Raw genomic sequence first — 25796 nt, 5'->3', positions numbered from 1 at the left:
GGCTGATGCTAAGTGCATCATCCGGCCACGACTACGGGCCGTCCCCAGTGTCGCCCATCGGACATAGCGATCAGCAACCGCCGCCCGCGGGGTGGGTCAGGCGCAGCTCGTGGCCGGCTCGGCGAGCCAGGCGCCGTAGCCGCCGAGCAGGTCGGAGACATCGGCGCGGCCCTTGTGCCGCAGCAGGCTGGAGCCGATGGAGGAGCGGTGGCCGCCCGCGCAGTGCACGACCAGGGGCCGGTCGGTGGGGACCTCGTCGATGCGGCGGGCCAGTTCGGCCAGCGGGATGTGCAGCGAGCCCTCGATGAAGCCCTCCTCGCGCTCGGAGCCGTTGCGGACGTCGATCACCAGCGGCGGCTGGTCGCCGTCCAGGGCCTTGCGCAGCTCGTCCACGGTCAGGCGGCTGGCCTGCGCCATCTCGTCCGCCAGGGCGGGGAAGGCGCCCTCGGGCTCCCGCAGGTAGCCGCCGACCTTGTCGAAGCCGATGCGGGCGAGCCGGGTGACGATCTCCTCCTCGCGGTCCTGCGGCGCGACCACGATGACGTCCTCCTCCGGGCCGACGACCATGCCGGCCTGCTCGGCGAAGCGGCCGTCGGCGGGCACGTTGACCGAGCCGCGCAGGTGCCCGGTGGCGAAGTCCTGCGGCGAGCGGGCGTCGAGGACGACCGCCCCGGCGGCGCGCCGCTCCATGAAGTCCTCGACCGACAGCGGACGCGGCGCCGCGGTCGCGTCGAACAGGCCGTGCTCCTTGCGGTTGAGGATGGCGTCGTAGACGAAGTAGGCGGGGGCGGAGGGCTGTCCCTCGGTCACCAGCTCGACGAACTTCTCCTCGCTCATCGGGCGGCACGCGTAGTTGGTGGCGCGCTGCTCGCCGATGGTCGACTGACGCTGGGTGGAGAGGTTCTTGCCGCAGGCGGACCCGGCGCCGTGCGCGGGGAACACCCGCACCGCGTCGGGCAGGGCCATCAGCTTGTTCTGGATGCTGTCGTAGAGCATCGAGCCGAGCTCGTCGGCGGTGACGCCGATCGAGGCGAGCAGGTCGGGACGGCCGACGTCGCCGATGAACAGCGCGTCGCCGGTGAGAACGCCGTAGGGCACGGCGTCGTCCGCGTGCTCGTACACCAGGATGCTGATCGACTCCGGGGTGTGGCCGGGGGTCTCGATGATCTGCAGCTGGACGTCGCCGAGGCTGATGCGCTCGCCGTCGGTCAGCTTGCGGATGGGGTACTCGGCCTCGGCACGCTGCCCGTAGCCGATCCAGGCGCCGGCGCGGTCCCGGAGCTCCAGGTGACCGGCGAGGAAGTCGGCGTGGAAGTGGGTGTTCAGCACGGCCTCGATGGTGAAGCCGTGCGCCTCGGCGTCGGTGAGGTACTCGGAGACGTCACGGCGCGGGTCGACGACGACGGCCTTGCCGGTGGTCTCGTCGGCGATCATGTACGAGGCGTGGGAGAGGCAGTCGAGGTAGTACTGGGCGAAGAACATGGTCGGTCGACCTCCGTATCGGTTCGGAATTAATACCCAGGGGGGTATGTATAAGGGTCTGGTCCGCCCTTGGCGGGGGCGGGGTACAGGGGGCAGGGGCGGGTGGCCGGTCCGGGCGGGGAAGGCCCGGGCCCGGCCTGCCGGTCAGAGCCGGCCGGTGAGCATGCCGTGCCAGTACACCGGCGGCAGCAGGTACCGCTTGAACACCCACATGTCCCGCCGCTCCTTGAACGTGTCGATGAGCGGGAAGGAGGGCTGCGGCTTCAGGTCGTAGTCGAACTCGGCGAGCAGCATCTTGTCGCGGGCGGTCACCAGCGGGCAGGACGTGTAGCCGTCGTACCGGCGGGACGGGGAGCGGCCGTTCATCACGTCGAGCAGGTTGGCCGCCACGACCGGCGCCTGCTTGCGCACGGCCGCGCCGGTCTTCGACGTCGGCAGGTTCGCCACGTCGCCGAGCGCGAAGACGTTGCCGTAGACCGGGTGCCGCAGGGTGTGCTTGTCGGCGGCGACGAACCCCAGCGGGCTCGCCGGGTCGGCCAGCGGACCGGTCTTGATCCAGTCGGGGGCGCTCTGCGGCGGCACGGCGTGCAGGAGGTCGTAGCCGATGGTCTCCTTGGTGCCCTTCGCGTGGTCGGTGATGACGAGCGTGCGGGCGTCGCCGTCGACGGCCGTCATCTCCGAGCTGAGCCGGACCTCGATGCCGTACCGGGCGGCGACCTTCTCCAGTACCTGCGCCCAGGCCGGCACCTTGAACATCACCGGGTCCGGGATGACCATGATGACGCGGATCTGGTCCAGGACCTTGTGCTTGCGCCAGTAGTCGGCGGCCAGGTAGGCGATCTTCTGCGGGGCGCCGCCGCACTTCAGCGGGGTGGCCGGGTGGGTGAACACGGCCGTGCCCGACTTCAGCTGCTTGACCAGCTCCCAGGTGCGCGGGGCGTACTGGGGAGCGTAGTTGCTGCTCACCCGGTCGTGGCCGACGGCCTCCGCGAGGCCGGGCACGCCGTCCCAGTCGAGCTGGAGGCCCGGGGCCACCACCAGGTACTCGTAGGTGAGCTGCTCGCCGCCGGACAGGGTGACCGTCCGGGCCTCGGGGTCGACGGACTCGGCGCGGCGCCGGACCCAGCGCACCCCGTCGGGGATGACGGAGCCCTCGGGACGGCGGGAGGCGCCGAGGGGGGCCTGGCCGCCGCCGACCAGCGTCCACAGGGGCTGGTACCAGTGGGTGTCGGACGGTTCGATCAGGGTGATGTCGGTGACGCCGGCGCGGCGCAGGCGGGCCGCGACGCTGATGCCGGCGCTGCCGCCGCCGATGACGACGACGCGGTGACGGCCGGTGAGCGGCTCGTTCGCGGGGGAGGGGGTGGCGGCCAAGGCGGAACTCCTTCTCGTCAGCAGGCCTGGGTGCGGGTGTCGGTGGGGTGGGTCAGGCCGCGTGCTCGGGGGCACCGGCCGCTGTCGGGCGGCCCGCTCGGGCCCAGCCACTGGTGCCGCCGGCCACCGAGAAGGCGTCGACACCACGGGAGTTCATCCAGTCGGCGGCGGTCTTGCTGCGGTTGCCGCTGGCGCAGATCACGTAGACCGGCCGGTCGCCGGGCAGTTCGCCGCACCGGTCGAGCACGCTGCGCAGCGGCATGAGCCGCGCGCCCGGCACGTGGCCGGCCACGTACTCGGCGGGTTCCCGGACGTCGACGGTGAGCGCGCCGTCCGCCCATGCGGCGGAGAACTCCTCCTGGGTGACTTCGCGAGCCATGTGGTTGCCTCCTCAAATACCCCCGGGGGTTTCTTGTAAGCGAGAGTACGACCCTCTCGGGGGAAGCGTCAAATACCCCTAGGGGTATTTGACCGTCAGGCAACGCCAGGTCTCTGACCAGGCACGTCGCGCCCGGGAGTGGCGACGCGGGTCGCGGCGGTCGGCAGGCGCAGCGTGATGGTGGTGCCGCCGTCCGGGCCGGACGCGGCGCCGACGGCGCCGCCGTGCGCGGTGACGAGTTCCCTGACCACGGCCAGGCCGATACCGCTGCCGCCGGTCGCACGGGCGTGCGTGCCCCGCCAGAGCCGGTCGAAGACGTGCGGGAGTTCCTCGGCGGGGATCCCCGGTCCCGTGTCGGCCACCTCGACGACCGCCTCCCCGGCGCGGCAGGAGGCGCCGACGGTGACGGTGTCGCCCGGACGGCAGTACCGGGCCGCGTTCGACAGGAGGTTGCCCAGGGCCTGGTGCAGCCGGTCGGCGTCGGCGTACACCATGAGCGGGGCGGACCCCGTGCGGGTGCGCACGGTCAGCCCCGCGGTGCGCAGCTCGGCCTCGCGGTCCGCCACGGCCGCACGGACCACCGCCACCAGATCCACCTCGGCGCGCCGCAGGGACAGCCGGGCCGACTCGGCGTCCGCCAGCTCGCCGAGGTCGCCGACGACCCGGCCCAGCCGCAGGGTCTGGTCGTGCAGGGCGGCCAGCCGGTCCGCGGACGGGTCGGCGTAGCCGTCGCGCAGCTCCTCCAGCCCCGCCTGCAGCGCCGCCAGCGGGGTGCGCAGTTCGTGCGCGATGTCGGCGGCGAGCCGGTGGCGGGCCTGCTCGGCGCGGGTGACCTCGTCGGCCATCGCGTCGAACGCGCGGGCCAGGTCGCCCAGTTCACCCGGAGCGTCGATCCGGGCGCGGGCCTCGCGGTCCCCGGCGGCCAGCGCTCGGGCGGTCGCCGCGACCCGCACGACGGGAGCGGTCAGGCGCCGGGTGACGAACCAGCTGACGGCCAGCGCGAGGACGAGGGCGCCGACAGCGGCGACGGTCACCCAGCCCCAGGCCACGGACAGCCCGCCGGACGCGGCGCCGGGCGGGAAGCGGAGCAGGACCGAGCCGACCGCGGCGGAGTCCACGAGGACGGACGCGGTCGCGGTCGGTCCGGACGAGCCGCCGTGCCCGTACGAGCCGTGCTCCTGCCCGGACACGCCGTGCCCGGCGCCCGCGCCGGGGCCGGATCCGCCGGGGACCGCACGGCCGTCCGCGTCCCGCGCGGTCAGCTCCGCCCCGGCCCCGGCGGCCAGGGACCGCGCGGCGGACAGGTCGGCCGCCGGCCAGCCGTCCGCGGCCCGGTAGGCGTCGGCGGCGGCCGCGGCCACCCGGGAGGCGGTTTCGAGGCGGTCGGCCTGCCGGGCACTGCTGAGCCCGCGGTCGGCGCCGACCAGCGCCGCGGCCGTCAGCAGGGCCACGGACGCCAGCGCGACCACGACGAACGCCGCGAACAGCCGCCGGCCCAGCGGGCCGAGCCCACCCGGCCGCCGCGGCGGCCCGGCCGGAGCGGTCGCCGGCCGCGTCGAGGAGCGGTCACGGATCACGGGGCCACCCCAGCCGGTAGCCGACCCCCAGCACCGTCTCCACGAGAGCGGGGCCGGCCGGTCCGAGCTTGCGCCGCAGGTTCTTCACATGCGAGTCCACGGTCCGCTCGTAGCCGGCGAACTCGTAGCCGCGCACCCGGTTGACCAGCTCGTAGCGGGAGTACACCCGTCCGGGCACCGACGCCAGCGTGGTCAGCAGACCCCACTCGGTGGGCGTCAGCTCGACGGCGACGCCGTCCAGCACCGCCTCGTGCCGGGCCTCGTCGATCCGCAGCCGGCCCCCGCCGTACGACGGGACCGGCGCGTCCGCCGTGCCCGCGCCCCGGGCCCGCTGCAGCACCGCACCGACCCTGAGCACCACCTCGGTGGGGCTGAAGGGCTTGGTCACGTAGTCGTCGGCGCCCAGCCGCAGCCCGTGGATGCGGTCCTCGACGGCGGTACGGGCGGTCAGCACCACCACCGGCACCCGCCCCTGCTCCCGGGCCTCGCGCAGCACCTCGTCACCGTCCACGTCCGGCAGCCCCAGGTCGAGCAGCGCCAGGTCGACCCGCCGCTCGCCGAGCAGCCGTACGGCCTCCGCGCCCGAGCCGGTCGTCAGCACCCCGTGACCGGCGCGCTCCAGGTAGCGGCGCAGCAGCTCCCGGATCTCCTTCTCGTCCTCGACGACGAGCACCGTGGTGGACATGCCCCACTCCTACGCGTCCCGGACACGTCCCGGCGAGGGCCGAACAGCCCAACCTTCCCCGCCGCCTCCATCCCGTCTCCACATCCCCGGCACGCCGACTGCAGGGCCCGGCGCGAGGGTGACCGTGCGGGGACCAAGCCACGTCCCCGCGGATCCGAGGAGGCCGGACATGACACGCAACCGCAGAATCGCGACGATCCTCACCGTGGGCGTCCTCGCCGTCGGCGGGGTCGCGACGGCAGGACCGGTGATCGCGGACTCCGGCGGCACCCCCGCGCCGGCGGCCGCCCAGGGCATGCACCGCACGTCGGAGCCCGCCCACCGGCACGGCGGCCACGGCGACGACGCGCCCTGCACGCGGACCGCCCCCGCCGGGCAGGGAACCCTCACGGCCGCCCGGAAGGACACCCTGGCCGGCATGGCCGAGGAGGAGATGCTGGCGCACGACCTCTACACGGCGTTCGCCGAGCGCTACGACGTACGGATCTTCGACCGGATCGCGGCGGCCGAGACACAGCACCTGACCGCCGTACGGACCCTGCTGGACCGCTACGACGTCGGCGACCCGACCACCGGACAGCCGGCCGGCGAGTTCGCCGACCCGGCCGTCCAGGCCACCTACGACCGGCTGCTGAAGCAGGGCGAGGGCGGCCTGGACGCGGCGCTGAAGGCCGGCCGCACCGTCGAGACCGACGACGTCGCCGCGCTGACGAAGGCGCTGTCCGGCCTCACCGCCCCGGACGCGCGCCAGGTGTACACCCACCTCCGCACCGCCTCGGAGCGGCACCTGTCGGCGTTCGAGCGCTCGATCGCCGACGAGTAGCCGACCGGGCAGCCGGCCGCCCTGTGGTCCGCGTCATTGCGGACGGAGGCGGACATGTGATGACAGTGGGTACTCCCGGCACACGCGAGAGAAGGCGCATCCCATGAGTCAGCACGTGCACGTCCGCCTCCGCGACGGTCTGGCCGTGTCCGAGGAAGGCGATCTGGTGGAGCTCTCCCGCTGCCGCTGCGGCGCCAGCTGGACGAGGACCTACCGCGTCGACGACGGCGAGCCCGAGTGACACCCCGGGCCGTCACCCCGGGCCGGCCGTGCGGGCACGTGCCCGACGCGCACCCGTCCGTCACACGTTCCCTGACCCGTCCGTCACACGTTCCCTGACCCGTCCATCACCCGATCGGCTCACATCCTCTGGCCGACCCCGCACTCCGGGCCGACTGTCGAAGCAGGCGGCCGGGCGACCGGTGCCCGCTGCCGCCGCCCCACGAGAAACGGAGTGCGACCATGACCGCACCGTCCCACTCGGGCGCCCCGTCCGGTGACTACCGATCCGCCCCCGCCGGCGGCAGCGCCTGGGCCAACGGCGGCGCCGTCTTCGGGGGCGTCCTGATGATCGTCAACGGCTTCCTGGCCGTCTTCCAGGGCGTCGCGGCGATCTCCAAGGATGACGTCTACGCCCGCATCGGCAACTACGTCTACAAGATCAACCTGACCGGCTGGGGATGGATCCTGCTCGTTCTCGGCGTCATAGCCGTCATCGCCGGCGCGGGCATCCTCTCCGGCGCCGGGTGGGCGCGTGGGGTCGGCATCGTGCTGGCGTCACTGAGCCTGATGGCCCAGTTCCTGTTCCTGCCCTACGCGCCGGTGTGGTCCGTCATCATGATGGCGATCGACGTGTTCGTGATCTGGGCGCTCGCCACCTACGAGCCGCAGACCACGGGCAGATGACGTCCCCGCCCCCGTCCCCGCCCCCGCCCGCACCCCGGACTCCCCTACGCTTGCAGCACCGCCGCCGAGACCGAGGGGGACAGCCGTGAACGAGGACCGCGAGGGCGTCGTCGTCCACTGGCGGCCCGGCTGCGTGTTCTGCATGAAGCTGCGCCTGCGCCTGCGGCTGACGCGACTGCGGTACACCGAGGTCGACATCCGGCGCGACCCCCGGGCGGCGGCGTTCGTCCGCTCGGTCGCGGACGGCAACGAGACCGTGCCGACGGTGACCGTGGCCGGGAGGGCGATGGTGAACCCGTCGAAGAGGCAGGTGCTGCGGGCCGTCGCAGCCCACGCGCCGCACCTCCTGCCGGACACGGCCTGACCCGCCGACACCGGTCTGCGCCGACACCGGTCTGACCGCCGACACCGGCCTGACCCCCCGGCATTGCGGTGGGGGTCGGGCGGGGGAGCCGGTGGTCGCGGACCGGAGGAGGCTGGGCCGTGTCAGGTGCCGGCCGGCCTGCCCGGTGCGGCGTCTGCCGGGTCCGCGAGGCCGTGTCCGCCGGGTCCGGGGCCGTCCCGATCGGGCCGGGTCCGGGAGGCCGCGTGGCTGTGTGGCGTGGCGGTGGCCGTCGGCGCCGGGGGCCCGATCCCGTAGCGGCTGTGTGACGCCCGGTTTGGCGGTGGACCTTCCTGGCTACTCCTGTGCCTGGAACAGGAGGAGACATGAAGCCAGCTGGTGCCCGCGGGGCCGGCCGGGGCGGGAGCGTGGCCGTCGTGCGGGACGGCCCGGGCCCGGGGAGCGGAGCGGGACCGCTGCGGGACATCCCGCGCACCGACGCGCTCCTGGCCGACCCCCGGCTCCAGGAGGCCGTCGCCCGGCTGGGCGCCCGGGTGGTGAAGTCCGCCGTCGTGGCCGCGCAGGACCGCGCCCGGACGGGCGGGATCCGGCCCGCGGACGTCCTGGACGAGGCCGTCGCCGGCCTGCCGGAGAGCGCGAGCGCGCTGCGCCGCGTCCTGAACGCCACCGGCGTCCTGCTGCACACCAACCTGGGCCGCGCCCCCCTCTCCGAGGCGGCGCGGGCGGCGGTGCTGGCCGCCGCCGGCACCACCGACGTGGAGTTCGACCTCACCGGCGGCGGCCGGGCCCGGCGCGGCGAGAGCGCGCGGGCAGCGCTGCTGGCCGCGGTGCCCGCCGCCGGGTCGGCGCTGATCGTCAACAACGGCGCCGCCGCCCTCGTCCTGGCCGCGAGCGCCCTCGCGGCGGAACGGGAGATCGTCATCAGCCGCGGCGAGATGGTCGAGATCGGGGACGGCTTCCGCATCCCCGACATCCTGGTCTCCACCGGCGCACGGCTGCGCGAGGTCGGCACCACCAACCGGACCACCCCCGACGACTACGCCCGCGCCCTCGGCCCCGACACCGGCTTCCTGCTGAAGGTCCACCCCTCCAACTTCCGCGTCACCGGCTTCACCCGCGCCGCGCCCGTGTCCGCCCTGGCGGGCCTCGGCGTGCCCGTCGTGGCCGACATCGGATCCGGCCTGCTCGTCCCCGACCGCCTGCTCCCCGACGAACCCGACGCCACGAGCATGCTGCGCTCCGGCGCCGCCCTCGTCACGGCCAGCGGCGACAAACTCCTCGGCGGACCCCAGTGCGGTCTCGTCCTCGGCCGCGCCGACCTCGTCGAACGGCTGCGCCGCCATCCCCTCGCCCGCGCCCTGCGCGTCGACAAACTCACCCTCGCCGCGCTGGAGGCCACCCTCGCCGGACCGCCCACCCCCACCCACCAGGCCCTGCACGCCGACCCGGACACGCTGCGCGAGCGGGCCGCGCGCCTCGCCGCCCGCCTGCGGGACGCCGGTGTCGACGCCCGCCCGGTGGACACCACCGCCACCGTCGGCGGTGGTGGGGCCCCCGGCGTCGGCCTGCCCAGCGCCGCGGTGTCCCTGCCGGAGGCGTTCGCGCCCCGCCTGCGCCGGGGCCGGCCCCCGGTCGTCGGCCGCGTGGACCACGGCCGCTGCCTGCTGGACCTGCGGACCGTGCCCGGCACCCTGGACCCCGTCCTGCTGGACGCCGTCACCGCCGCCGCCCCGATCGGGTGACCGCCGTGCACGTCGTCTCCACCGCCGGGCACGTCGACCACGGCAAGTCCGCCCTCGTCCGCGCCCTGACCGGGATGGAGCCCGACCGCTGGGAGGAGGAACGCCGCCGCGGCCTCACCCTCGACCTGGGATTCGTGTGGACCCGCATGCCCGGGGCGGGGGAGATGGCGTTCGTCGACGTCCCCGGCCACGAACGGCTGGTCGGCAACATGCTCGCCGGTGTCGGCCCGGCGCCCGCGGCCCTGTTCGTCGTCGCCGCCGACCAGGGCTGGCAGGCCCAGTCCGAGGAGCACCTGGCGATCCTCGACGCCCTGCGCGTACGGCACGCCGTCCTCGCGGTCACCCGCAGCGACCTCGCCGACCCCGAACCGGTGCGCCGCGCCGCGCTGGACCGCCTCGGCGCGACCACCCTGCGCGGCGCGCCGGCCGTGGCCGTCAGCGCCGTCGACGGCCGCGGCCTGGACGAGTTGCGGGCCGCCCTGGGCGGCCTCGCCCGGTCCCTGCCCCCGCCGGACACCGAGGCGCCGGTACGGCTGTGGGCGGACCGCGTCTTCACCGTCCGCGGGCGGGGCACGGTGGTCACCGGGACCCTGCGGGCGGGCACCCTCCGGGTCGGCGACCGGCTCGAACTGTCCGCCGGCGGCGCCCCGTTGCGGGTGCGCGGTCTGCAGACGCTGAAGCGGGACCGGGACGCGGTGTCCGCCGTGGCCCGCGTCGCCGTCAACGTCCACGGCGCCGGCGCGGACCGCGTCCGGCGCGGGGACGCACTGCTCACCCCCGCCCGCTGGAGCGCCGCCGACCGCGTCGACGTGCGCCTGCACGGCGCCGCCGCCGACCTGCCCCGCCACCTCGTCCTGCACGTCGGCACGGCCGCCCGCCCGGTCACCGTACGGCCCCTCGGCCACGACACCGCCCGGCTGACCGCGGACCGGCCGCTGCCGCTGCACGTCGGCGACACCGGGCTGCTGCGCGACCCGGGCCGGCACGCCGTGCCCGCGGGCGTGACCGTGCTCGACGTCCGGCCGCCCGCCCTGATCCGGCGCGGCGCGGCCAGGAACCGCGGGAAGATCCTCCAGGACCTCACCGGTGAGCCGGACGCCGCCTCGGAGCTGGCCCGCCGCGGCCTGGCCCGCGCCGCCGACCTGCGCGCCATGGGCGTCCCGCCCGCCGGGGAAGCGGTCGCCGGTGACTGGCTCGCCGACCCCGGCCACTGGGCGCGGCTGCGGCGGCGACTGGAGACCGCGGTCGAGGAACACGCCACCGCGCACCCCGCCGACCCCGGCCTGCCGCTGGAGGCGGCCCGCAGGCTCCTCGGCCTGCCCGACCGGGCCCTGGTCACCGCCCTGCTGACGGCCGCGCCCGGCCTCACCCACCGGGCGGGGCGCGTCTACGGCAGCAGGGCCCGCCCGGAGCTGCCCGCCCGGGCCCGCCACGCCGTCGACACCCTCCGGCGCGAGCTGGCCGAACGGCCCTTCCACGCCCCCGACGCGGGCCGGCTCGCCGCCCTCGGCCTGGACGCCCGGCTGCTGGCCGCCGCGCAGGGCGCCGGTGACCTGCTGCGCGTCGCGGACGGGGTGGTGCTGCTGCCCGGCGCCGACGACCGGGCCGCACACCTGCTGGCGGGGCTGGAGCAGCCGTTCACGGTCAGCGAGGCGCGCCGCGCCCTCGGCAGCAGCCGCCGGGTCGTCGTACCGCTCCTGGAACACCTCGACGCGACCGGCCGCACCGAACGTGTGGACGACGCCGGCCGGCGCCGGGTCAGGGCCGGGGGGCGGGGGAGCGGAGGCGGACGGGAATCGAACCCGCCTGCCCGAGATCCTCGGACACCTCGGTTTTGAAGACCGGGAGGGCCACCAGGCACCCACACGCCTCCACCGCATCCGTCAGGCTAGTGCCCCAGGAGACCGGTATGACACCGACCCGCCAAGCGACCGTCCGCCTCACGCAGTTCGCGCACGGCGGCGGCTGCGCCTGCAAGATCCCGCCCGGTGAGCTGGAGGAGGTCGTCGCCGGCCTGACCGCGCCGCCGCCGGCCGGGGGCGCCGCGCCGCTGCTGGTCGGCCTGGCAACCGGCGACGACGCCGCCGTCGTCGCCCTCCCCGGACGGCAGGACACGGCCGTGGTGTCCACCGCGGACTTCTTCACACCCGTCGTCGACGACCCCTACGACTGGGGGCGCGTCGCCGCCGCCAACGCCCTGTCCGACGTGTACGCGATGGGCGGCCGGCCCGTCCTCGCCGTCAACCTCCTCGCCTGGCCCCGCGACCGGCTGCCGTTCGACCTGGCCCGCGAGGTGCTGCGGGGCGGGCTGGACGTCGCGGCCGAGGCGGGCTGCCACGTCGGAGGCGGACACAGCGTCGACGACGTCGAGCCCAAGTACGGCATGGCCGTCACCGGACTCGCCGACCCCGGTCGGCTGCTGCGCAACGACACCGGCCGCGCCGGGCTGCCGCTGTCGCTGACCAAGCCGCTGGGCGTCGGGGTGCTCAACAACCGGCACAAGGCCACCGGCGAGGAGTTCCCGCAGGCGGTGGAGACGATGACCCGCCTCAACCGGGACGCGGCGGCCGCGGCGCTGGCGGCGGGCGCGGTCTGCGCGACCGACGTGACCGGGTTCGGGCTGCTCGGCCACCTCCACAAGCTCGCCAGGGCCTCCGGCGTCACCGCGGTGATCGACTCCGCCGCGGTGCCGTACCTGGACGGCGCCCGCGAGGCCGTACGGGACGGCTACGTCAGCGGCGGCACCCGGCGCAACCTCGCCTGGGTCGCCCCGCACACCGACTTCGGCACGGCCGACGAGGACACCCGGCTGCTGCTGGCCGACGCCCAGACCTCCGGCGGCCTGCTGGTGGCCGGCGAGGTCCCGGGCGCCCCCGTCATCGGCCGTCTGACGCCCCGCGGGGAGCACACGCTGGTCGTCCGCTGAAGCAGGTGTTCTCGATCCCCGGCCGTACGGGCGCCCGGGTTTCCCGGCGGCGTCGTCCCACCGCCGCGCCGGTCGCGCCGTGCGGCGGTCCGGCGGCTCGGGGCGCGGGTCAGCCCGCGCGCAGGGTGGGCGCCGTGTCGTCCGGCTCGGGGCGGGACGTGGCGCCGGCCGGGGAGCCGGCCGGGACGTCCTCCGACTGCTGGAGGGTGGTGCCGCCGGGCACCCCGCGGCCCTGGCGGGGACCGGTGGACAGATGGGACGCCGCGGACAGCAGCAGCACGACCGCCGCCACGGTTCCCAGCACCCGGCACACCCGGCGGCGCCGGCCGGGACCGTCCAGGTCGCGCCAGGCCGGGCCGGCCGACAGCTCCTGCGGCTGCCACAGTTCACCGACCGCGTCCGACGACGCGTGGCCGGCGCCGCGTTCCCGGTTCGCCCCGCCGGGCGCGAAGCGCACGGACGCCCCCGACAGTCGCTCGTGCGCCGAGGGTTCCCGGGGAGCGGAGCGGCGGATGGCCCGTTCGCTGTCGGCCGCGAACCGTCGCCAGACGTCCTCGGGCACGGGCTCCGCGTGGTGTCCGTCGCCCGCTGCCGTGCCGTCGTCCGGTTCTCTGGTGGCCATTTGCACCTGATCATGCCATGCGGGCGGCCTCCGCGCCGCAAGTACCGCGGCACACCGACCGTTTGGCACGGCACCCGCCCGTCAGCGCCCGTCAGCCCCCGTCGGCGCCCGCGCCGCTGATCCGCCGGGCGACGTCGCGCAGCTTGAGGTTGTGGTGCTGGGAGATGCGGCGCAGCACGTCGAACGCCTCCTCCTCGCTGAAGCGGTGACGCTCCATCAGCATGCCCATGGCCTCGCCGATGGCGTGCCGGCTGTCCATGGCGTGCTCGAGCTGGTCGATGGTGCGGGCGCTGGACAGGGCGACGGCGGCGTGCGAGGCCAGCAGCCAGACCGCCGTCTCGACGTCCTCGCCGAAGGCTCCGGGACGGCGCGCGTACAGGTCGAGCGCCCCGAAGTCCTCGTCCTCGGCGTAGAGCAGCACCCCGCTCATGCTGCCCACGCCCAGCTCGCGGGCTCCCGCGGCGAACCGCCGCCAGGACGCCTGGGGCCGGCTGAGGTCCTCGATGCGGTACGCACGCTCACCGGCGGCGCCGCGGGCGAGGTCGAAGCAGGGTCCCTCGCCCAGCTCCCCCTGCAGCCGGTCGCAGTCCCGGACCACGTCCCCGCACGCGGCCAGGGTGACCGCCCGGCCCTTGCGCACCGCGAGGATCCCGGCCGCGTCGCAGCCGTCGACCAGCCGCACCGCCGCCGCCGCGATGGCGTCCAGCGTTCCCTGGACCGAATCCTGCGCCAGCAGATCCCGTGCCAGCCGGGCCATCTGCTCCGCGTACTCCCGCCATTCCACCGGCACACCACCCGTCTCGCTCGCCGCTCCGGCCACCGGCGGCCGGACGTGCCGGCCGGCCGCCGCGGGGAGGAAGGAACCGCGACGTCGCGGCCCAGGCTCCGGCCTGCACCGGCCGGACTCCCACGGCCCCCGTGGCCATGCCGGCCCGCACCGGGAGGTGCGGGCCCCGTCGGGCGGGAAGCCGCCGCGCGGCCGCAGCCGGCCGGCCTCCCGCGCCGTGTGTCAGCCCGCGAGGCGGGCCGCGGCCCCGTCCCGGCCGTCGTCTCCGCCGGGCTCGTCGTCTCCGCCGGGCTCGTCGTGTCCGCCGGGCTCGCGGGCACGGGCGAGGAACTCGTCACGCCTCATCGTCACCTCCGCTGTCGTACGTGCCGTGCGGGGCACCGGCTGCGGTGCCCGCTCTCCCGGTACCCGGCCCGCCGGGCAATCCACCTCCGGCGAGTGCCGGGCGAACGGCTCCCGCCCGGCGGTCGCAGAAGGAACGGCCGGTGGGTGAACATGGGGTGAGACGCCCCGGTCGCCACCCGGAGCGGGTGATGTCCCCGGGCCGGGGCATACGAAAGCACCCAGAGACCGAAAACACCCGGAGCCGGACAGCACCCGGAGCCCGAACACCGAGAACCCGAAGACATCCGGAGCCGGAAAGCGCTCGGAGCCCGACAGCGCTCGGAGCCCGATCACCGAGGGAGGCGTGGAGATGGCGCGGCCCCAGCATGCGGAGACCGTCGAGGAGCCGTCCCGGCCGACCGGTCCCGACGCGCACGGCCGGGCGCTGGAAGCCATCGGGACCGGCGCCTACCTGGTGGACGACCAGGGCTGCATCCTGGCCGTCAACGCCCGCGCCGAACAGCTGCTGGGCCGGTCCGCCGAGGACCTCCTCGGCCAGGACGCGCACGACCTGCTGCACCGCGGGCCGCACGGCCGGTCGCTGCCCCGGACCCAGTGCGGCATGCGGCAGGCGTTCCACGCCGGACACACCGCCCAGTCCGACGTGGACTACTTCGCGCGGGGCGACGGCTCCGTGCTGCCCATCTCCTGGCTGCTCACCCCGTACGAGATCGGCGGCGGGCGGCGCGGCATGATCGTGATCTTCCACAGCTCCGATCCGCTGGGCAAGCCCGGTGAGCGGTTCGGGCAGGGCGTCCAGCCGATGACGGAACTGGCCAGGCTGGCCCTGCTGGCCGAGACCACCACACAGCTGTCGTCGACGCTCGACGTCGAGGAGGCGCTGCGCCGGCTGGTCGCGCTGGTCGTGCCGCGGCTGGCGGACTGGGCGGTCGTCGATCTGATCGCCGACAGCGACGAGGTGCAGCGCGCCGTCGTCGTGCACGCCGAAGGCGAGGCCCTGGTGCACCACGAGGAGTTGCAGGGTCCGATGCCGCCGGTGTCGGAGGAGTCTCCGCTGCCGCTGTCCAGAGCCCTGCGCGGGGTCGCCGCCGCCCTGGCCGGGCCGCAGACCTACCGGGGTGAACCGGACTCCGGCATCGCCGTCGAACAGCGCCGCCTGTTCGAGGCCACCGGCATGCACTCCGCGGCCATCGCGCCCATCCGGAGCAGCCGCGAGGTGGTGGGCGCCCTCACGCTGGGCCGCGCCGAGAACCCGGTGGCCTTCACCGCCGCCGACCTCCCGCTGATCGAGGACGTCGCGCGCCGCGCCGGCCTCTCCCTGGACAACGCCCGCCTCTACCAGCGCCAGCGCAGGGTCGCCGAGACCATGCAGAACCACCTGCTGCCGCAGATGCCGAGAGTGCCGCGGCTGCAGATGACCGTCCGCTACCTGCCCGCGCCGGACGCCTCGCAGGTCGGCGGCGACTGGTACGACGCCTTCCCCCTGTCCGACGGCGCCACCGCCCTGGCGATCGGGGACGTCGTCGGGCACGACCTGGAGGCCGCGGCGGGCATGGCGCAGGTGCGCAACATGCTGCGTGCCTACGCCTGGTCGCAGCAGGAACCGCCGAGCCGGATCGTCGGACGGCTCGACGAAGCGATCCAGCACATCACCGACGTCACCATGGCCACCATGATCTTCGGCCGGATCGAGGCGTCCGACGACGGACCGTGGCAGCTGTTCTGGACCAACGCCGGCCATCCGCCGCCCCTGTTGATCAGCCGCGACGGCCTGGCCCAGTACCTCGACGCCGGGCACGGCATCCTGCTGGGCACCGGAGTGCGCACCCCCCGCCCCGACGCCACGGCCCTCCTCCCGCCCGGCTCGACCCTGCTGCTCTACACCGACGGCCTCGTCGAGGCCCCCGGCCACACCCTGGACGAGGGCCTGAACCGGCTGCGCCGGCACGCCGCGGCCCTCGCCCACCGCCCCCTCGCGTCCTTCACCGACCTGCTGCTGCGCCGGGTCCGCCCGGCGAACAACGACGACGACGTCGCCCTGCTGGCCCTGCGCACCCCCACTCGCCCGGCCCCGGGACAGACGCCGCGCGCGCCGAGCCGGTGACCTGCCGTCGAGCCGGTGACCTGCCGTCGACCGGTGACCTCCGTCGACGGGTCACCTCCCGTCGGCCGGTCACCTCCCGTCGGCCGGTCATCTCCCGTCGGCCGGTCACCTCCCGTCGAGGTGGGGAGGCACCCGCCGGGTCATGACCTCGTGCGCGGACTGGTCTCGTACATGCGCACCGCCACGACGAGCCCGGACACCGCGGTGAGCACGGCGACGGCCCAGGTCGCCGCGGCCAGGCCGTAGGCGTCGGCGAGCACGCCGGCCAGCAGGGCGCCCACGGCGAAACCGCCGTCGCGCCACAGCCGGTAGACGCCCACGGAGCGGGCCCGCCAGGCGGGGTGGGCGACGTCGCCGATGGCGGCGAGCAGGGTCGGGTAGACCAGCGCGGTCCCGGCGCCCAGGAGCACCTGGGCCGCGGCCCAGACGGGGAACGTGGTGCCGGCCGCCACCAGGGCGAGGGCCGCGGCCTGGACCAGCATGCCCGCGGTGATGAGGTGCTTGCGGCCGATCCGGTCGGACCACCAGCCGGTGAGCAGTTGCCCGAATCCCCACACCGCGGGATACAGCGCGGCGAGGACGCCGATCCGGGCGACGGACAGTCCGTGGGCCGCGAACAGCAGCGGGAAGAGGCCCCAGGCGAGGGCGTCGTTGAGGTTGTTGACCAGGCCGGCCTGGCTGGCGGCGGACAGTGCCTTGTCGCCGAAGCTGGTGATGCGGGCGACCTGGCCGGTGGTCAGCTCGCCGTGGTGGTCCGGGTTGACCCGGGCGGGAGGCCGGGGGAGGGCGGCCTCGGCGCGGGCGTGGTCCCGGGTCTCGCGGACGGCGAGGGTGGACAGGCCGAGGGCGAGCGCGGCGTAGGCGGCGCCGAGCAGGAACGGGGCGGGGCGCAGCCCCCAGTGGGCGGCGAGCGAGCCCGTGGCCATGGCGGTGGCGGCGAGGGCGACGTAGCCGGAGGCCTCGTTGAAGCCCATGGCCAGGCCCCGGCGTTCGGGACCGACCAGGTCGATCTTCATGATGACCGTGGTGGACCAGGTCAGGCCCTGGTTGACGCCGAGCAGGACGTTGGCGAGGACGATCCAGCCCCAGCTCGGCCCCCAGATCAGCAGCGCGGGCACCGGCAGCGCCACGAGCCAGCCGGCGACCAGTACGGGCTTGCGGCCGTACCGGTCGGAGAGGGTGCCGGCGAAGAAGTTCGTGACCGCCTTGGTGGCGCCGAACGCCACGATGTAGGTCAGCGCGGCGGTGTAGGCGGACAGGTGGAAGACCTCGCGGGCGAGCAGCGGCAGCACGGTGCGCTCCTGGCCGAGCATGCCGCCGACCAGCGCGTTGACCGCGACCAGCAGCGAGAACTGGGCCATATTGGCGCGCAGCCCGAGGCGCACGCCCTCGCCGCGGGCGGCCGTCGTGGCGCTCACGCCTCCTCCTGCGGACGGCGGTGTACGGCCGCGCGGGCCGGGGCGGTGAAGCGCATCGGGTTCCTCCAGGTGCCGGGACGACGGGCGGGACGCCGGGGCCGCCGCGTGCGCACACGGCCGCCCCTACTCGTCTACACTATTCCATGGATTATTGGAGAAAGGGGAGTCGACGCTATGGGAGACCTCACTCGCAAGGCCGCGCTCTACGACGCCTTCGCCCGCACCGGTAAGGCGTTGAGCAGCGGAAAGCGCCTGGAACTGCTCGATCTGCTGGCCCAGGGCGAGCGCACCGTCGACGCCCTGGCCCGAGCCGCCGACCTGAACCTGACCACCGCCTCCGCCCACCTGCAGACCCTCAAGCAGGCCGGACTCGTCGCCACCCGGCGGGAAGGCGTGCGCATCCACTACCGGCTCGCCGGGGACGACGTCGCCGCCCTGTACGCGCTGCTGCGCCAGGTCGCGCAGGCCCACCAGGACGCGGTCGAGCCCGCCCGGACCGCCTACCTCGGTCCCGCCGACGGCGAGGAGGTCGGCCGTGCGGAACTGCTCGCCCGCGCGGCGGCCGGCGACGTGGTCGTGCTGGACGTGCGGCCCGCCGAGGAGTACGCGGCGGGCCACATCCCCGGCGCCCTCTCCATCCCGGTCGACGAACTCGCCGCCCGCGTCGCCGAGTTGCCCGAGGAGACAGAGGTGGTGGCCTACTGCCGGGGCGCCTACTGCGTGCTCGCCCACGACGCCGTACGCCTGTTGACCGCACGAGGCCGCCGAGCGGTCCGTCTGGTGGACGGGATGCTGGAGTGGCGGCTGGCCGACCTGCCGGTGGAGACGGGGAACGCCGCGTGACCCGCGGACGGCGCATCGCGCCCCGCCCGCGCACCGTCCGGCCGTTTCCGGCCGGGCCGCGACCGCCGCCGTGCTTTCGGCCGGAAACGGAGGAGTACGGCTCCTTCCGCCTGGGTACCCGCCTGACAACACGGCGGCGCGCGCGGCACGACCGCCGCCGGCGGCGGGCCGCTGCATGCGGCGCCCGCCCCAGGACCAAGGCGGCATGGGAGCCATACATGTTGACGACGCGGCGCGCGTCCGGCCGGCAGGTGATCACGCTCGACGTGGTCGTCGACATAGCCAACGCTGCCGAGGTGGGCCGTGAGCTGACGGAGCTGGTCCGTGGGTGCCCCGAACCGTGTGTCGTCGTCGACGTGCGGACGCCCATCGTCACCGCCGCCGGCGTGAGCATGCTGGAACTGGTCCGAGCCGAGGCGGTCTTCCGCGGCAAGGCCCTGCGGGTCGTGGTGCGTCACCGGCTGGCCCACCAGGTGATGCGGATCGCGGGTGTGGAGCGGCTGCTGGACGTCCGCCCGAGTCTGCGCGAGGCGCCGCGGGGCAGCGGCTGACGCCGCCCGCCGCGGCCGGACTGCCACGGCCGCGTGACCGCCGTCCCGCGCGCCGTCCGCCGAACCCCACCGTGTGACCAGTACGAACGCCGGATGCCTCCGCGTGAACAGTGGGCGAAGCCCTGTCGCGGAGGCTTCTTGGGCCCCGTTCCGGAGCCATAGTCTCCGCACCATGTCCGACACCTCCCGCCGCAGGATCCTCGGTGCTCTCGCCGGTGGAACCGCGCTGTCCCTCCTGCCCCCGTCGCTCCTCAAGGCCATGGCCGCGCCGATGCCGCGCGGCGGCATGGACGCGATCGAGCACGTCATCGTGCTGATGCAAGAGAACCGCTCCTTCGACAACTACTTCGGCACCCTCAAGGGCGTGCGCGGCTTCGGCGACCGCACCCCCCTGCGCCTGCCCGGCGGCGCCGACGTCTTCAGGCAGCCCCGGTCCGGCGGCGACGTCCTTCCCTTCTCGGCGCGCCAGGCGGCGGTCGAGGCCGGCCGCCCGGAGAGCGACATCCAGTACCTGGGCTCGCTCCCGCACGGCTTCCCGGACGGCATCCAGGCACGCTCGAACGGCTGGTGGGACGACTGGATCGCCGCCAAGGGCCAGAGCACCATGGCCTTCTACGACCGGCGGGACATACCCCTGCAGTACGAACTGGCCGACCGGTTCACCATCTGCGACTCCTACTTCTGCTCCGTGTACGGCTCGACCAACCCCAACCGCAACTACCTGTGGACCGGCACCACGGGCTTCGAGCCGGACGGCGTGAACCGAGCCGTCACCAACGCCGCCTACTCCTACACGCACGCCGGATACGACTGGACCACCTACCCCGAGCGCCTGGAGGCGGCCGGGGTCTCGTGGCAGATCTACCAGGAGTGGGACAACTTCACCGACAACGCGGTCGAATACTTCCGGCCGTGGAAGCGGATCGGCCGGAAGATCCTCGCCAAGGTCAGCGGGCAGTACTCCACCACCGAGCAGTTCTACGACAGCCTCTGGGGCAAGACCTCCGCGCAGCGCAAGGAGGCCCTCGCCCAGTTCCAGCAGGGCGTCGACTCCCTGACCGAGGCCGAGCGCCGGCTCTTCCTGCGCGGCGCCTACCGCTCCGAGCCGGACACCCTGATCCCCCGGCTGACGGCGGACATCAAGAACGGCACGCTCCCCAGGGTGAGTTGGGTGGTACCCACGGCGGCGCTCTCCGAACACCCCGGCTCCTCCACCCCGGTCGGCAGCGCCAACCTGGTCTACGACCTGCTCGACGCCCTCGCGAGCGACCCCGAGACCTGGTCGAAGACGGTGCTGTTCATCAACTTCGACGAGAACGACGGCTACTTCGACCACGTGCCCGCCCCGGTCGCGCCGAAGCCCGACTCCGGCAACGACGACGACTGGTTCAACGGCCGCCCGGTCGGCCCCGGTCCGCGGGTGCCGATGACGGTCGTCTCGCCGTGGACGGTGGGCGGCTTCGTCTCCTCCGAGGCGTTCGACCACACCTCCGTCATCCGTTTCATGGAGCGGTGGACCGGGGTCCGGGAGCCCAACATCAGCGCCTGGCGCCGCAGCGTCTTCGGCGACCTCACCTCCGTCTTCGACTTCCACCGCACCCACCCGCAGCCCGACGTGGAGCAGCCCGGCCCGGTACCGGCGCCGGTCGGCCGGTGGAACCCCGTTCCGCCGAAGGAGCAGGCGCTCCCGGAACAGGAGGCGGGCACCCGCCCCACCCGTCCCCTGCCGTACCGCCTGTCGTTGCGCGCGGAGGTCACCGACGGCCGGGTCCGGCTGCGGCTCGGCAACACCGGCACCGCGGCCGCCACCGTCACCGCGTACCCCGGCGACGCCGGCGAGCCGCGGACCTGGACGGTCGCCGCGGGCGGATCCACCGTGGGCACGCTCGCCCACGGGCCCGACGGTTACGACCTCCAGGTGCGCGGCCCCGGCTGGTCGACGTGGGAACTGCGCGGCACCGGCGCCGGAGCCGAGGCGTACCTGGCCGAGCAGGCCGGAGCGGGCCAGGTCATGGTCCACTGCGCCAATCCCTCCTCGACGACCCGGACGCTCCTGGTCGGCGAGTCGGTCTACCCGCGCGACGCCGGCGACCACGTACGCACCGTCACCCTCGCGCCCGGACAGAAGCAGATCGTGCCGGTCCGCCTCGCCCGCCACGGCTGGTACGACATCGTCGTGGTCGACAAAGGCGACCCGGGCTTCCTGCGCCGTATGACCGGCCGCCCGGCCGACGGCAAGCGGGGGGTCACCGACCCGGCCACCGGCACGCTCCCGGCGCTGGCCGCTTCGATCGCCCTCCCCGAGCCGCTGCCGTCCCTGGACACCCCGCTCGCCCAGGGCAGCCCGGCCGAGGTCGTCGTCACCCTGACGAACCGGAGCGCGGCCGGGCTGGCCCGCCTCACGGCCACCCTGCTCGCCCCCGCCGGCTGGACGGTCGAACGGTCCGGGTCCGCGCCGCGGTCACTGGCCGCCGGGAAGTCCGCCGACGTCCGCTTCACCGTCACACCGGCCGCCGACGCCACCGTCGGGAGCCTGATCGTGGCCGCGTACGCCGACGGCGACGGTCTGCTGAAGATCGCCGACGCGCGCGTGCGCACCGCGGTCGCCGAAGCGATGACCGTGGCCCTGACCGGTCCGTCGGCCTCGCCGAAGACCGACGGCACCGTCCTCTCCCCGGGTGCACCGCGCACCGTGACCGCGACCGTCACCAACGCCGGCGGCGCCCCGCTCACCGGCCTGGCGGGCACGCTCACCCTGCCGGACGGCTGGACCGCCACCCCGTCGGCCCCCGTGCCGGCCACGGTGCCGGCCCGCTCGTCCGTCGCGCTGAGGTGGAACGTCGTCGCGCCGGTCTCGGCCGCCCGTACGTCCGCCACGGTCAAGGCCACCGTCACCGCGAGCCTGGGCGGGCGGACCAAGGAGCGCACGGCGTCCCTGACCGCCGGGGTGGGCCCGGTCATGACCGGTTACCTGCTCGCCGAGGACTTCGAGTCCGTCGCCCCGTCCCTGGCACCGGCCGTCGACCTCAGCCGCCCCGGTCTCACCGGCTGGACGAGGACCGCGCCCGAGGGCTGGACGGTCACCGACGCGCCGACGATGCCGCAGGGCACCAGGGAACTGCAGGGCTGGTCCTTCCTCTCCAAGCAGTTCTGGTTCCCGGCGGGGCAGGACCGGCCGGGCTTCAGCCGGAGCCTCGGGATCGTCGCGGTCGCCGACGCCGACGACTGGGACGACACCGGCAGCCCGGCGAGCCGCGGGCGGTTCGACTCGACGCTGACCACTCCCGCGGTCGCCGTCCCGCCGGGCACCTCGACGCTCCACCTGGGCTTCGACTCCCACTACCGTCAGGAGAGCCCGCAGGAGGCCGAGGTCACGGTCGAGTTCGACTCCGGCCAGGCGATCCGCGTGCTGCACTACTCCAGCGCGGCCTCGGGGAACACCAACAACGGCCAGGACCAGCAGAACCGGCTGGTCGACCTCTCCTTCGCGGTCCCGTCCGGAGCCACCTCGGTCAAGGTGAACTTCCGGTTGTACAACGCGGGGAACAACTGGTTCTGGGCGATCGACAACGTCCGCCTCGGCACCGGCCCGGTCGACGACGCCTGAGCCACGCGCCCGCGCGGGGAGCCGGCCGGCCCCCGCGCGGGCCCTGCACGACGCCCAGGACGGCGGTGCCGATGTGGCCGCCGCGGATCACGGCGAAGGAGAGGGCGGAGCCGAAGAAGGACGCGCCGGAGCACGGTGACGGCGCCTTCCCCGCGGTGACCAGGCCGCCCGCTCACGGCCGCTCCCGCGAGCGGCGCCGGCCGGCGGGCAGCGGTACCGGCTCGACGCCGGGGACACGGGTGTCGCTGACCGCGCCGATGCCCTCCACCGTCAGGGTGACGGCCGGCGCCGTCTCCCGGCGACCGGCGGCGCCGCCCGCCGTCCTCCGCGCGATCCGAAGCCCGTATCCGCCGCATCCCTGCCGTGGATGCGTACCGCCAGGTCAGCGGGCCGGTCCGGCCGTCTCCGCACGGTGCGCCCGCCAGGCGGCGGCGCGCAGCGCCTCGTCGCGCAGCACGTCGACCGCCGTGCACGCCAGTGCCTCCGTGGCCGCGGCGAGCACCCTGCGGGCCCGGTCCGACGCCGCCGCCGCGGCGAACTCGGGGGTGTGGTCGGAGCCGTCCTCACCCGTGATCGCGACGAAGGGATGGATGGCCGGGAGCAGCCCGCTGACGTTGCCGATGTCGGAGGAGCCCAGGTACACGCCGGGCCGGGGCGGCGTGAGGTCGACACCGGCGCGGGAGAGATGCGCCGCGAAGCGCTCGGACAGCGCCTCGCTGTCGCGGAAGTGCTCGTAGCGGACGGTGGCGCGCTCGACGGCGACGGTGGTGCCGGTGGCCTGCGCGACGCCCGCGGCGCACGTGCGCAACTGCCCGGCGAGGTCGTCCAGCGCCCCGGTGGTGGCCGCCCGCAGGCCGAAACGCCCCTCGGCGTACTCGGGGACGATGTTCGTGGCCGTGCCGCCGTGCGTGACGATGCCCTGCACGTGCGACGCCTCGGGCAGCCGCCGCCCGAGCGCGGCCAGCACGTTGAACATCTCGATCAGGGCCGCCAGCGCGTCGATGCCCTCGGCCGGGTTGCCCGTGGGGTGCGCGGCCCGGCCGTGGAAGCCGACCACGTACTGTTCCTGGGCGGTGAGCGGCGCCCGGACCCAGTCGTGCACGCCCGGGTGGAACATGAGCGCCGCGTCGACGCCGTCGAACACCCCCGCCTCCGCCTCGAGCGCCTTTCCGCCGCCGCCCTCCTCCGCCGGGCTGCCCACCGCGAGCACCGTGCCGGGCCCGCCGTCCCACGCCGCGCGGACCGCCAGCGCCGCGCCCAGACCGGCGGCGGCGATGAGGTTGTGCCCGCAGGCGTGCCCCAGCCCGGGCAGCGCGTCGTACTCCAGCAGCAGCGCCACCGTCGGGCCGCCCTCGCCCCGGCGTGCCGTGAACGCCGTGGGCAGCCCGGCCACGTCCTGCCGCACGTCGAACCCGGCCCGGCGCAGCTCGCCGGTCAGCAGAGCCGCCGCGCGCCGCTCGGCGAAGGCGTACTCGGGGTCGGCGTGCAGCGTCGACGCGACCTGCCACACCAGGTCGAGCCGGTCCGCGACCTCCTTGCGGACCCGGCGGTGCAGGGCGTCGGGCGTGACGGACACACGGCCTCCTCAAGGACGGGGAAGGGTTCCGCCGACCGGGTTCCACCGAACCGGCCACCGACACCGGGGGTTTGGAGCGGGCGACCGGTGCAACACGGTGGCTGTGCGGAGAACCGGGTCCGCACGGCAGCGCGGCCCGCACCCGGCGGACCGCGGGCGGGAGGCACGATGGACCACTCACGGGTACCGGTGCTGGAGGCACTGGAGGAGTTCAGGCGCCGCGGAGACGTCGCCTACGGACCGCCCGGACACAAGCAGGGCCGCGGCACCGACCCCCGCGTGGCGGAGGTCCTGGGCATCGACGTCTTCCGCTCCGACGTGCTCACCCTGAACGGCCTGGACGACCGGCGGCAGTCCCAGGGCGTGCTGTCGAAGGCACAGGAGCTGATGGCCGACGCCGTCGGCGCCGAGCGGGCCTTCTTCTCCACCTGCGGCAGCTCCCTGTCGGTCAGGACGGCGATGTGCTCGGTGGCGGGACCGGGGGAGAAGCTGCTGCTGTCGCGCAACGCCCACAAGTCCGTGATCGCGGCGGTGATCATCAACGGAGTGCGGCCGATCTGGGTCCACCCGAAGTTCGACGGCGAACGGCACCTCGCCCACCCGCCCGAGCCCGACGACGTGCGCCGCCGGCTGCGGGAGCACCCCGACGCCAAGGGCATGCTCCTGATCACCCCCACCGACTGGGGCACCTGCGCGGACATCGCCGGGGTCGCCGGGGCGTGCCACGAGGCCGACGTCCCCCTCATCGTCGACGAGGCGTGGGGCGCCCACCTGCCGTTCCACCCCGACCTGCCGGTCTGGGGCATGGACGCCGACGCGGACCTCGTGGTCACCAGCGTCCACAAGATGGGCGGCGCCATCGAGCAGAGCTCCGTCTTCCACCTCCAGCACGACCGGGTGGCGCCCGAGGTGCTCAAGCAGCGGGAGGACCTGCTCGGCACCACCAGCGCCTCCTCCCTCGTCTACGCGGCGCTCGACGGCTGGCGGCGCCAGATGGTCGAGCAGGGGCACGCGCTGCTGGACGCGGCGCTGCAGCGCGCGAAGCGGATCCGGGCCGCGGTCGAGGAGATGCCGGGGCTCGAGGTGATGGGCCAGGACGTCCTCGACGAGGGACTCGCCGCCGACTACGACCCGCTGAAGATCGTGGTCGACGTGCGGGGGCTGGGCGTGAGCGGGATGCAGGCCGCCGAGTGGCTGCGTGCCGCCTGCCACATCGACGTCGGGGGATCGGACACCTGCCGGCTCAGCGCCTCGATCACCCACGCGGACGACGACGCCACGGAGAAGCTGCTGATCGACTCGCTGCACGCGCTGACCGAGGGCGCCCCCGGGATCGAACGCCTGCCGGAGGTCCGCCTGCCCGAGCCGGCCGCGCTGGAGCTGGAACAGGCACTCCTGCCCCGCGACGCGTTCTTCGGGACCGCCGAGCAGGTGCCCGCCGAACGCGCCGTGGGCCGGATCGCGGCCGAGATGATCAGCCCGTACCCGCCCGGCGTCCCGGTCGTGGCCCCGGGCGAGGTGATCACCGCGGAGGTCCTGGACTACCTGCGCAGCGGCGTCGAGCACGGCTTCCTGATCGCGGACGCCGCCGACCCGACGGTGCGCATCGTGCGGGTGGTGGTGCGGGACTGACCGGGCAGCGGCGCGGAACCGACCCGGGGCGCGGAACCGACCCGGCGGTGGCGCGCCCGACCGGGTGAGCCGCG

The 25796-nt window shown here is 75.0% G+C and carries 21 protein-coding genes, 1 tRNA gene and 2 pseudogenes; 12 read left to right on the top strand and 12 right to left on the bottom strand.

The window, feature by feature from the left end; translation table 11 throughout:
- Positions 1-96: 96 nt before the first annotated feature.
- The 5 genes from VKA29_RS20365 to VKA29_RS20345 form a co-directional block, all read right to left on the bottom strand.
- On the bottom strand, positions 97-1482 hold the full coding sequence (locus tag VKA29_RS20365) for an MBL fold metallo-hydrolase (RefSeq protein ID WP_324787302.1): 1386 nt from the start codon (positions 1480-1482) through the stop codon (positions 97-99).
- A gap of 144 nt (positions 1483-1626) precedes the next feature.
- Positions 1627-2856, bottom strand: coding sequence for an FAD/NAD(P)-binding oxidoreductase (locus VKA29_RS20360; RefSeq protein WP_324787301.1), 1230 nt, complete (start codon positions 2854-2856; stop codon positions 1627-1629).
- Between the two features lie 52 nt (positions 2857-2908).
- Positions 2909-3235: a rhodanese-like domain-containing protein gene (locus VKA29_RS20355; RefSeq protein WP_324787300.1), complete on the bottom strand. Its 327-nt coding sequence runs from the start codon at positions 3233-3235 to the stop codon at positions 2909-2911.
- 95 nt (positions 3236-3330) lie between these two features.
- The gene (locus VKA29_RS20350) at positions 3331-4812 is read right to left on the bottom strand and encodes a HAMP domain-containing sensor histidine kinase (protein WP_324787299.1); all 1482 of its coding nucleotides are present in this window, start codon (positions 4810-4812) and stop codon (positions 3331-3333) included.
- Entirely contained in the window at positions 4802-5497 is a 696-nt protein-coding gene (locus VKA29_RS20345) for a response regulator transcription factor (RefSeq protein WP_324787298.1), read from the bottom strand. Before VKA29_RS20345 ends, VKA29_RS20350 begins: the two co-directional genes overlap by 11 nt.
- Positions 5498-5666: 169 nt before the next feature.
- Here VKA29_RS20345 and VKA29_RS20340 point away from each other — a divergent pair, with 169 nt between their 5' ends.
- The 6 genes and pseudogenes from VKA29_RS20340 to selB all read left to right on the top strand — a co-directional run.
- Positions 5667-6320, top strand: a complete 654-nt coding sequence (locus tag VKA29_RS20340) for a DUF2202 domain-containing protein (RefSeq protein WP_324787297.1) — start codon at positions 5667-5669, stop codon at positions 6318-6320.
- A 103-nt stretch (positions 6321-6423) separates the two neighbouring features.
- Positions 6424-6561, top strand: coding sequence for a hypothetical protein (locus VKA29_RS20335; RefSeq protein ID WP_324787296.1), 138 nt, complete (start codon positions 6424-6426; stop codon positions 6559-6561).
- A gap of 221 nt (positions 6562-6782) precedes the next feature.
- Complete coding sequence (locus tag VKA29_RS20330; protein ID WP_324787295.1) at positions 6783-7226, top strand: DUF7144 family membrane protein; 444 nt, start codon at positions 6783-6785, stop codon at positions 7224-7226.
- 85 nt (positions 7227-7311) lie between these two features.
- A complete protein-coding gene (locus tag VKA29_RS20325) occupies positions 7312-7590 on the top strand; it encodes a glutaredoxin domain-containing protein (RefSeq protein ID WP_324787294.1) in 279 nt (92 codons plus the stop codon).
- A gap of 344 nt (positions 7591-7934) precedes the next feature.
- Positions 7935-9311, top strand: coding sequence for an L-seryl-tRNA(Sec) selenium transferase (selA, locus tag VKA29_RS20320; protein ID WP_324787293.1), 1377 nt, complete (start codon positions 7935-7937; stop codon positions 9309-9311).
- Positions 9308-11041 (top strand): annotated as a pseudogene (gene selB / locus VKA29_RS20315) (selenocysteine-specific translation elongation factor); the annotation flags it as partial. The gene selA and the pseudogene selB, both read left to right, overlap by 4 nt.
- Positions 11042-11091: 50 nt before the next feature.
- On the opposite strand, the gene VKA29_RS20310 reads toward selB, so the two are convergent.
- Positions 11092-11184, bottom strand: a tRNA-Sec gene (locus tag VKA29_RS20310).
- Positions 11185-11220: 36 nt separating this feature from the next.
- Here VKA29_RS20310 and selD point away from each other — a divergent pair.
- Positions 11221-12237 carry a selenide, water dikinase SelD gene (gene selD / locus VKA29_RS20305; protein ID WP_324787292.1) on the top strand — a complete coding sequence of 339 codons (1017 nt, stop codon included), beginning with the start codon at positions 11221-11223 and terminating at the stop codon, positions 12235-12237.
- Positions 12238-12346: 109 nt separating this feature from the next.
- Here the strand turns inward: selD and VKA29_RS20300 are convergent, their stop codons facing one another.
- The 3 genes from VKA29_RS20300 to VKA29_RS20290 all read right to left on the bottom strand — a co-directional run bounded on the left by VKA29_RS20300 (position 12347) and on the right by VKA29_RS20290 (position 13997).
- Positions 12347-12859 (bottom strand): hypothetical protein, encoded by a 513-nt coding sequence (locus VKA29_RS20300; RefSeq protein WP_324787291.1) that lies wholly within the window; start codon positions 12857-12859, stop codon positions 12347-12349.
- Positions 12860-12950: 91 nt separating this feature from the next.
- Positions 12951-13616, bottom strand: coding sequence for an ANTAR domain-containing protein (locus VKA29_RS20295; RefSeq protein WP_420718533.1), 666 nt, complete (start codon positions 13614-13616; stop codon positions 12951-12953).
- A 252-nt stretch (positions 13617-13868) separates the two neighbouring features.
- Positions 13869-13997: a hypothetical protein gene (locus VKA29_RS20290; protein ID WP_324787289.1), complete on the bottom strand. Its 129-nt coding sequence runs from the start codon at positions 13995-13997 to the stop codon at positions 13869-13871.
- 343 nt (positions 13998-14340) lie between these two features.
- Here VKA29_RS20290 and VKA29_RS20285 point away from each other — a divergent pair, with 343 nt between their 5' ends.
- Positions 14341-16095: a SpoIIE family protein phosphatase gene (locus tag VKA29_RS20285; protein ID WP_324787288.1), complete on the top strand. Its 1755-nt coding sequence runs from the start codon at positions 14341-14343 to the stop codon at positions 16093-16095.
- Between the two features lie 140 nt (positions 16096-16235).
- Here VKA29_RS20285 and VKA29_RS20280 read toward each other — a convergent pair whose 3' ends face one another.
- Entirely contained in the window at positions 16236-17513 is a 1278-nt protein-coding gene (locus VKA29_RS20280) for an MFS transporter (protein ID WP_324787287.1), read from the bottom strand.
- Between the two features lie 174 nt (positions 17514-17687).
- Between VKA29_RS20280 and VKA29_RS20275 the strand changes: the two genes are divergently transcribed.
- The 3 genes from VKA29_RS20275 (at position 17688) to VKA29_RS20265 (ending at position 22514) form a co-directional block, all read left to right on the top strand.
- Complete coding sequence (locus tag VKA29_RS20275) at positions 17688-18356, top strand: metalloregulator ArsR/SmtB family transcription factor (RefSeq protein ID WP_324787286.1); 669 nt, start codon at positions 17688-17690, stop codon at positions 18354-18356.
- A gap of 218 nt (positions 18357-18574) precedes the next feature.
- Positions 18575-18907, top strand: a complete 333-nt coding sequence (locus VKA29_RS20270; RefSeq protein ID WP_324787285.1) for a hypothetical protein — start codon at positions 18575-18577, stop codon at positions 18905-18907.
- A gap of 172 nt (positions 18908-19079) precedes the next feature.
- Positions 19080-22514, top strand: coding sequence for a phosphocholine-specific phospholipase C (locus tag VKA29_RS20265; protein ID WP_324787284.1), 3435 nt, complete (start codon positions 19080-19082; stop codon positions 22512-22514).
- Between the two features lie 172 nt (positions 22515-22686).
- Here the strand turns inward: VKA29_RS20265 and VKA29_RS20255 are convergent.
- Together VKA29_RS20255 and VKA29_RS20250 are read right to left on the bottom strand one after the other, a co-directional pair.
- A pseudogene (locus tag VKA29_RS20255) lies at positions 22687-22797 on the bottom strand (hydroxylase); the annotation flags it as partial.
- 99 nt (positions 22798-22896) lie between these two features.
- A complete protein-coding gene (locus VKA29_RS20250; RefSeq protein WP_324787283.1) occupies positions 22897-24090 on the bottom strand; it encodes an amidohydrolase in 1194 nt (397 codons plus the stop codon).
- A 168-nt stretch (positions 24091-24258) separates the two neighbouring features.
- On the opposite strand from VKA29_RS20250, the gene VKA29_RS20245 reads away from it, so the two are divergent.
- On the top strand, positions 24259-25722 hold the full coding sequence (locus VKA29_RS20245) for an ornithine decarboxylase (protein ID WP_324787282.1): 1464 nt from the start codon (positions 24259-24261) through the stop codon (positions 25720-25722).
- Positions 25723-25796 lie beyond the last annotated feature (74 nt).

The sequence above is a fragment of the Streptomyces sp. H51 genome, from assembly GCF_035656535.1.
In the GTDB taxonomy this organism is placed as follows: domain Bacteria; phylum Actinomycetota; class Actinomycetes; order Streptomycetales; family Streptomycetaceae; genus Streptomyces.
This window is presented reverse-complemented; position numbering and strand designations above follow the sequence as displayed.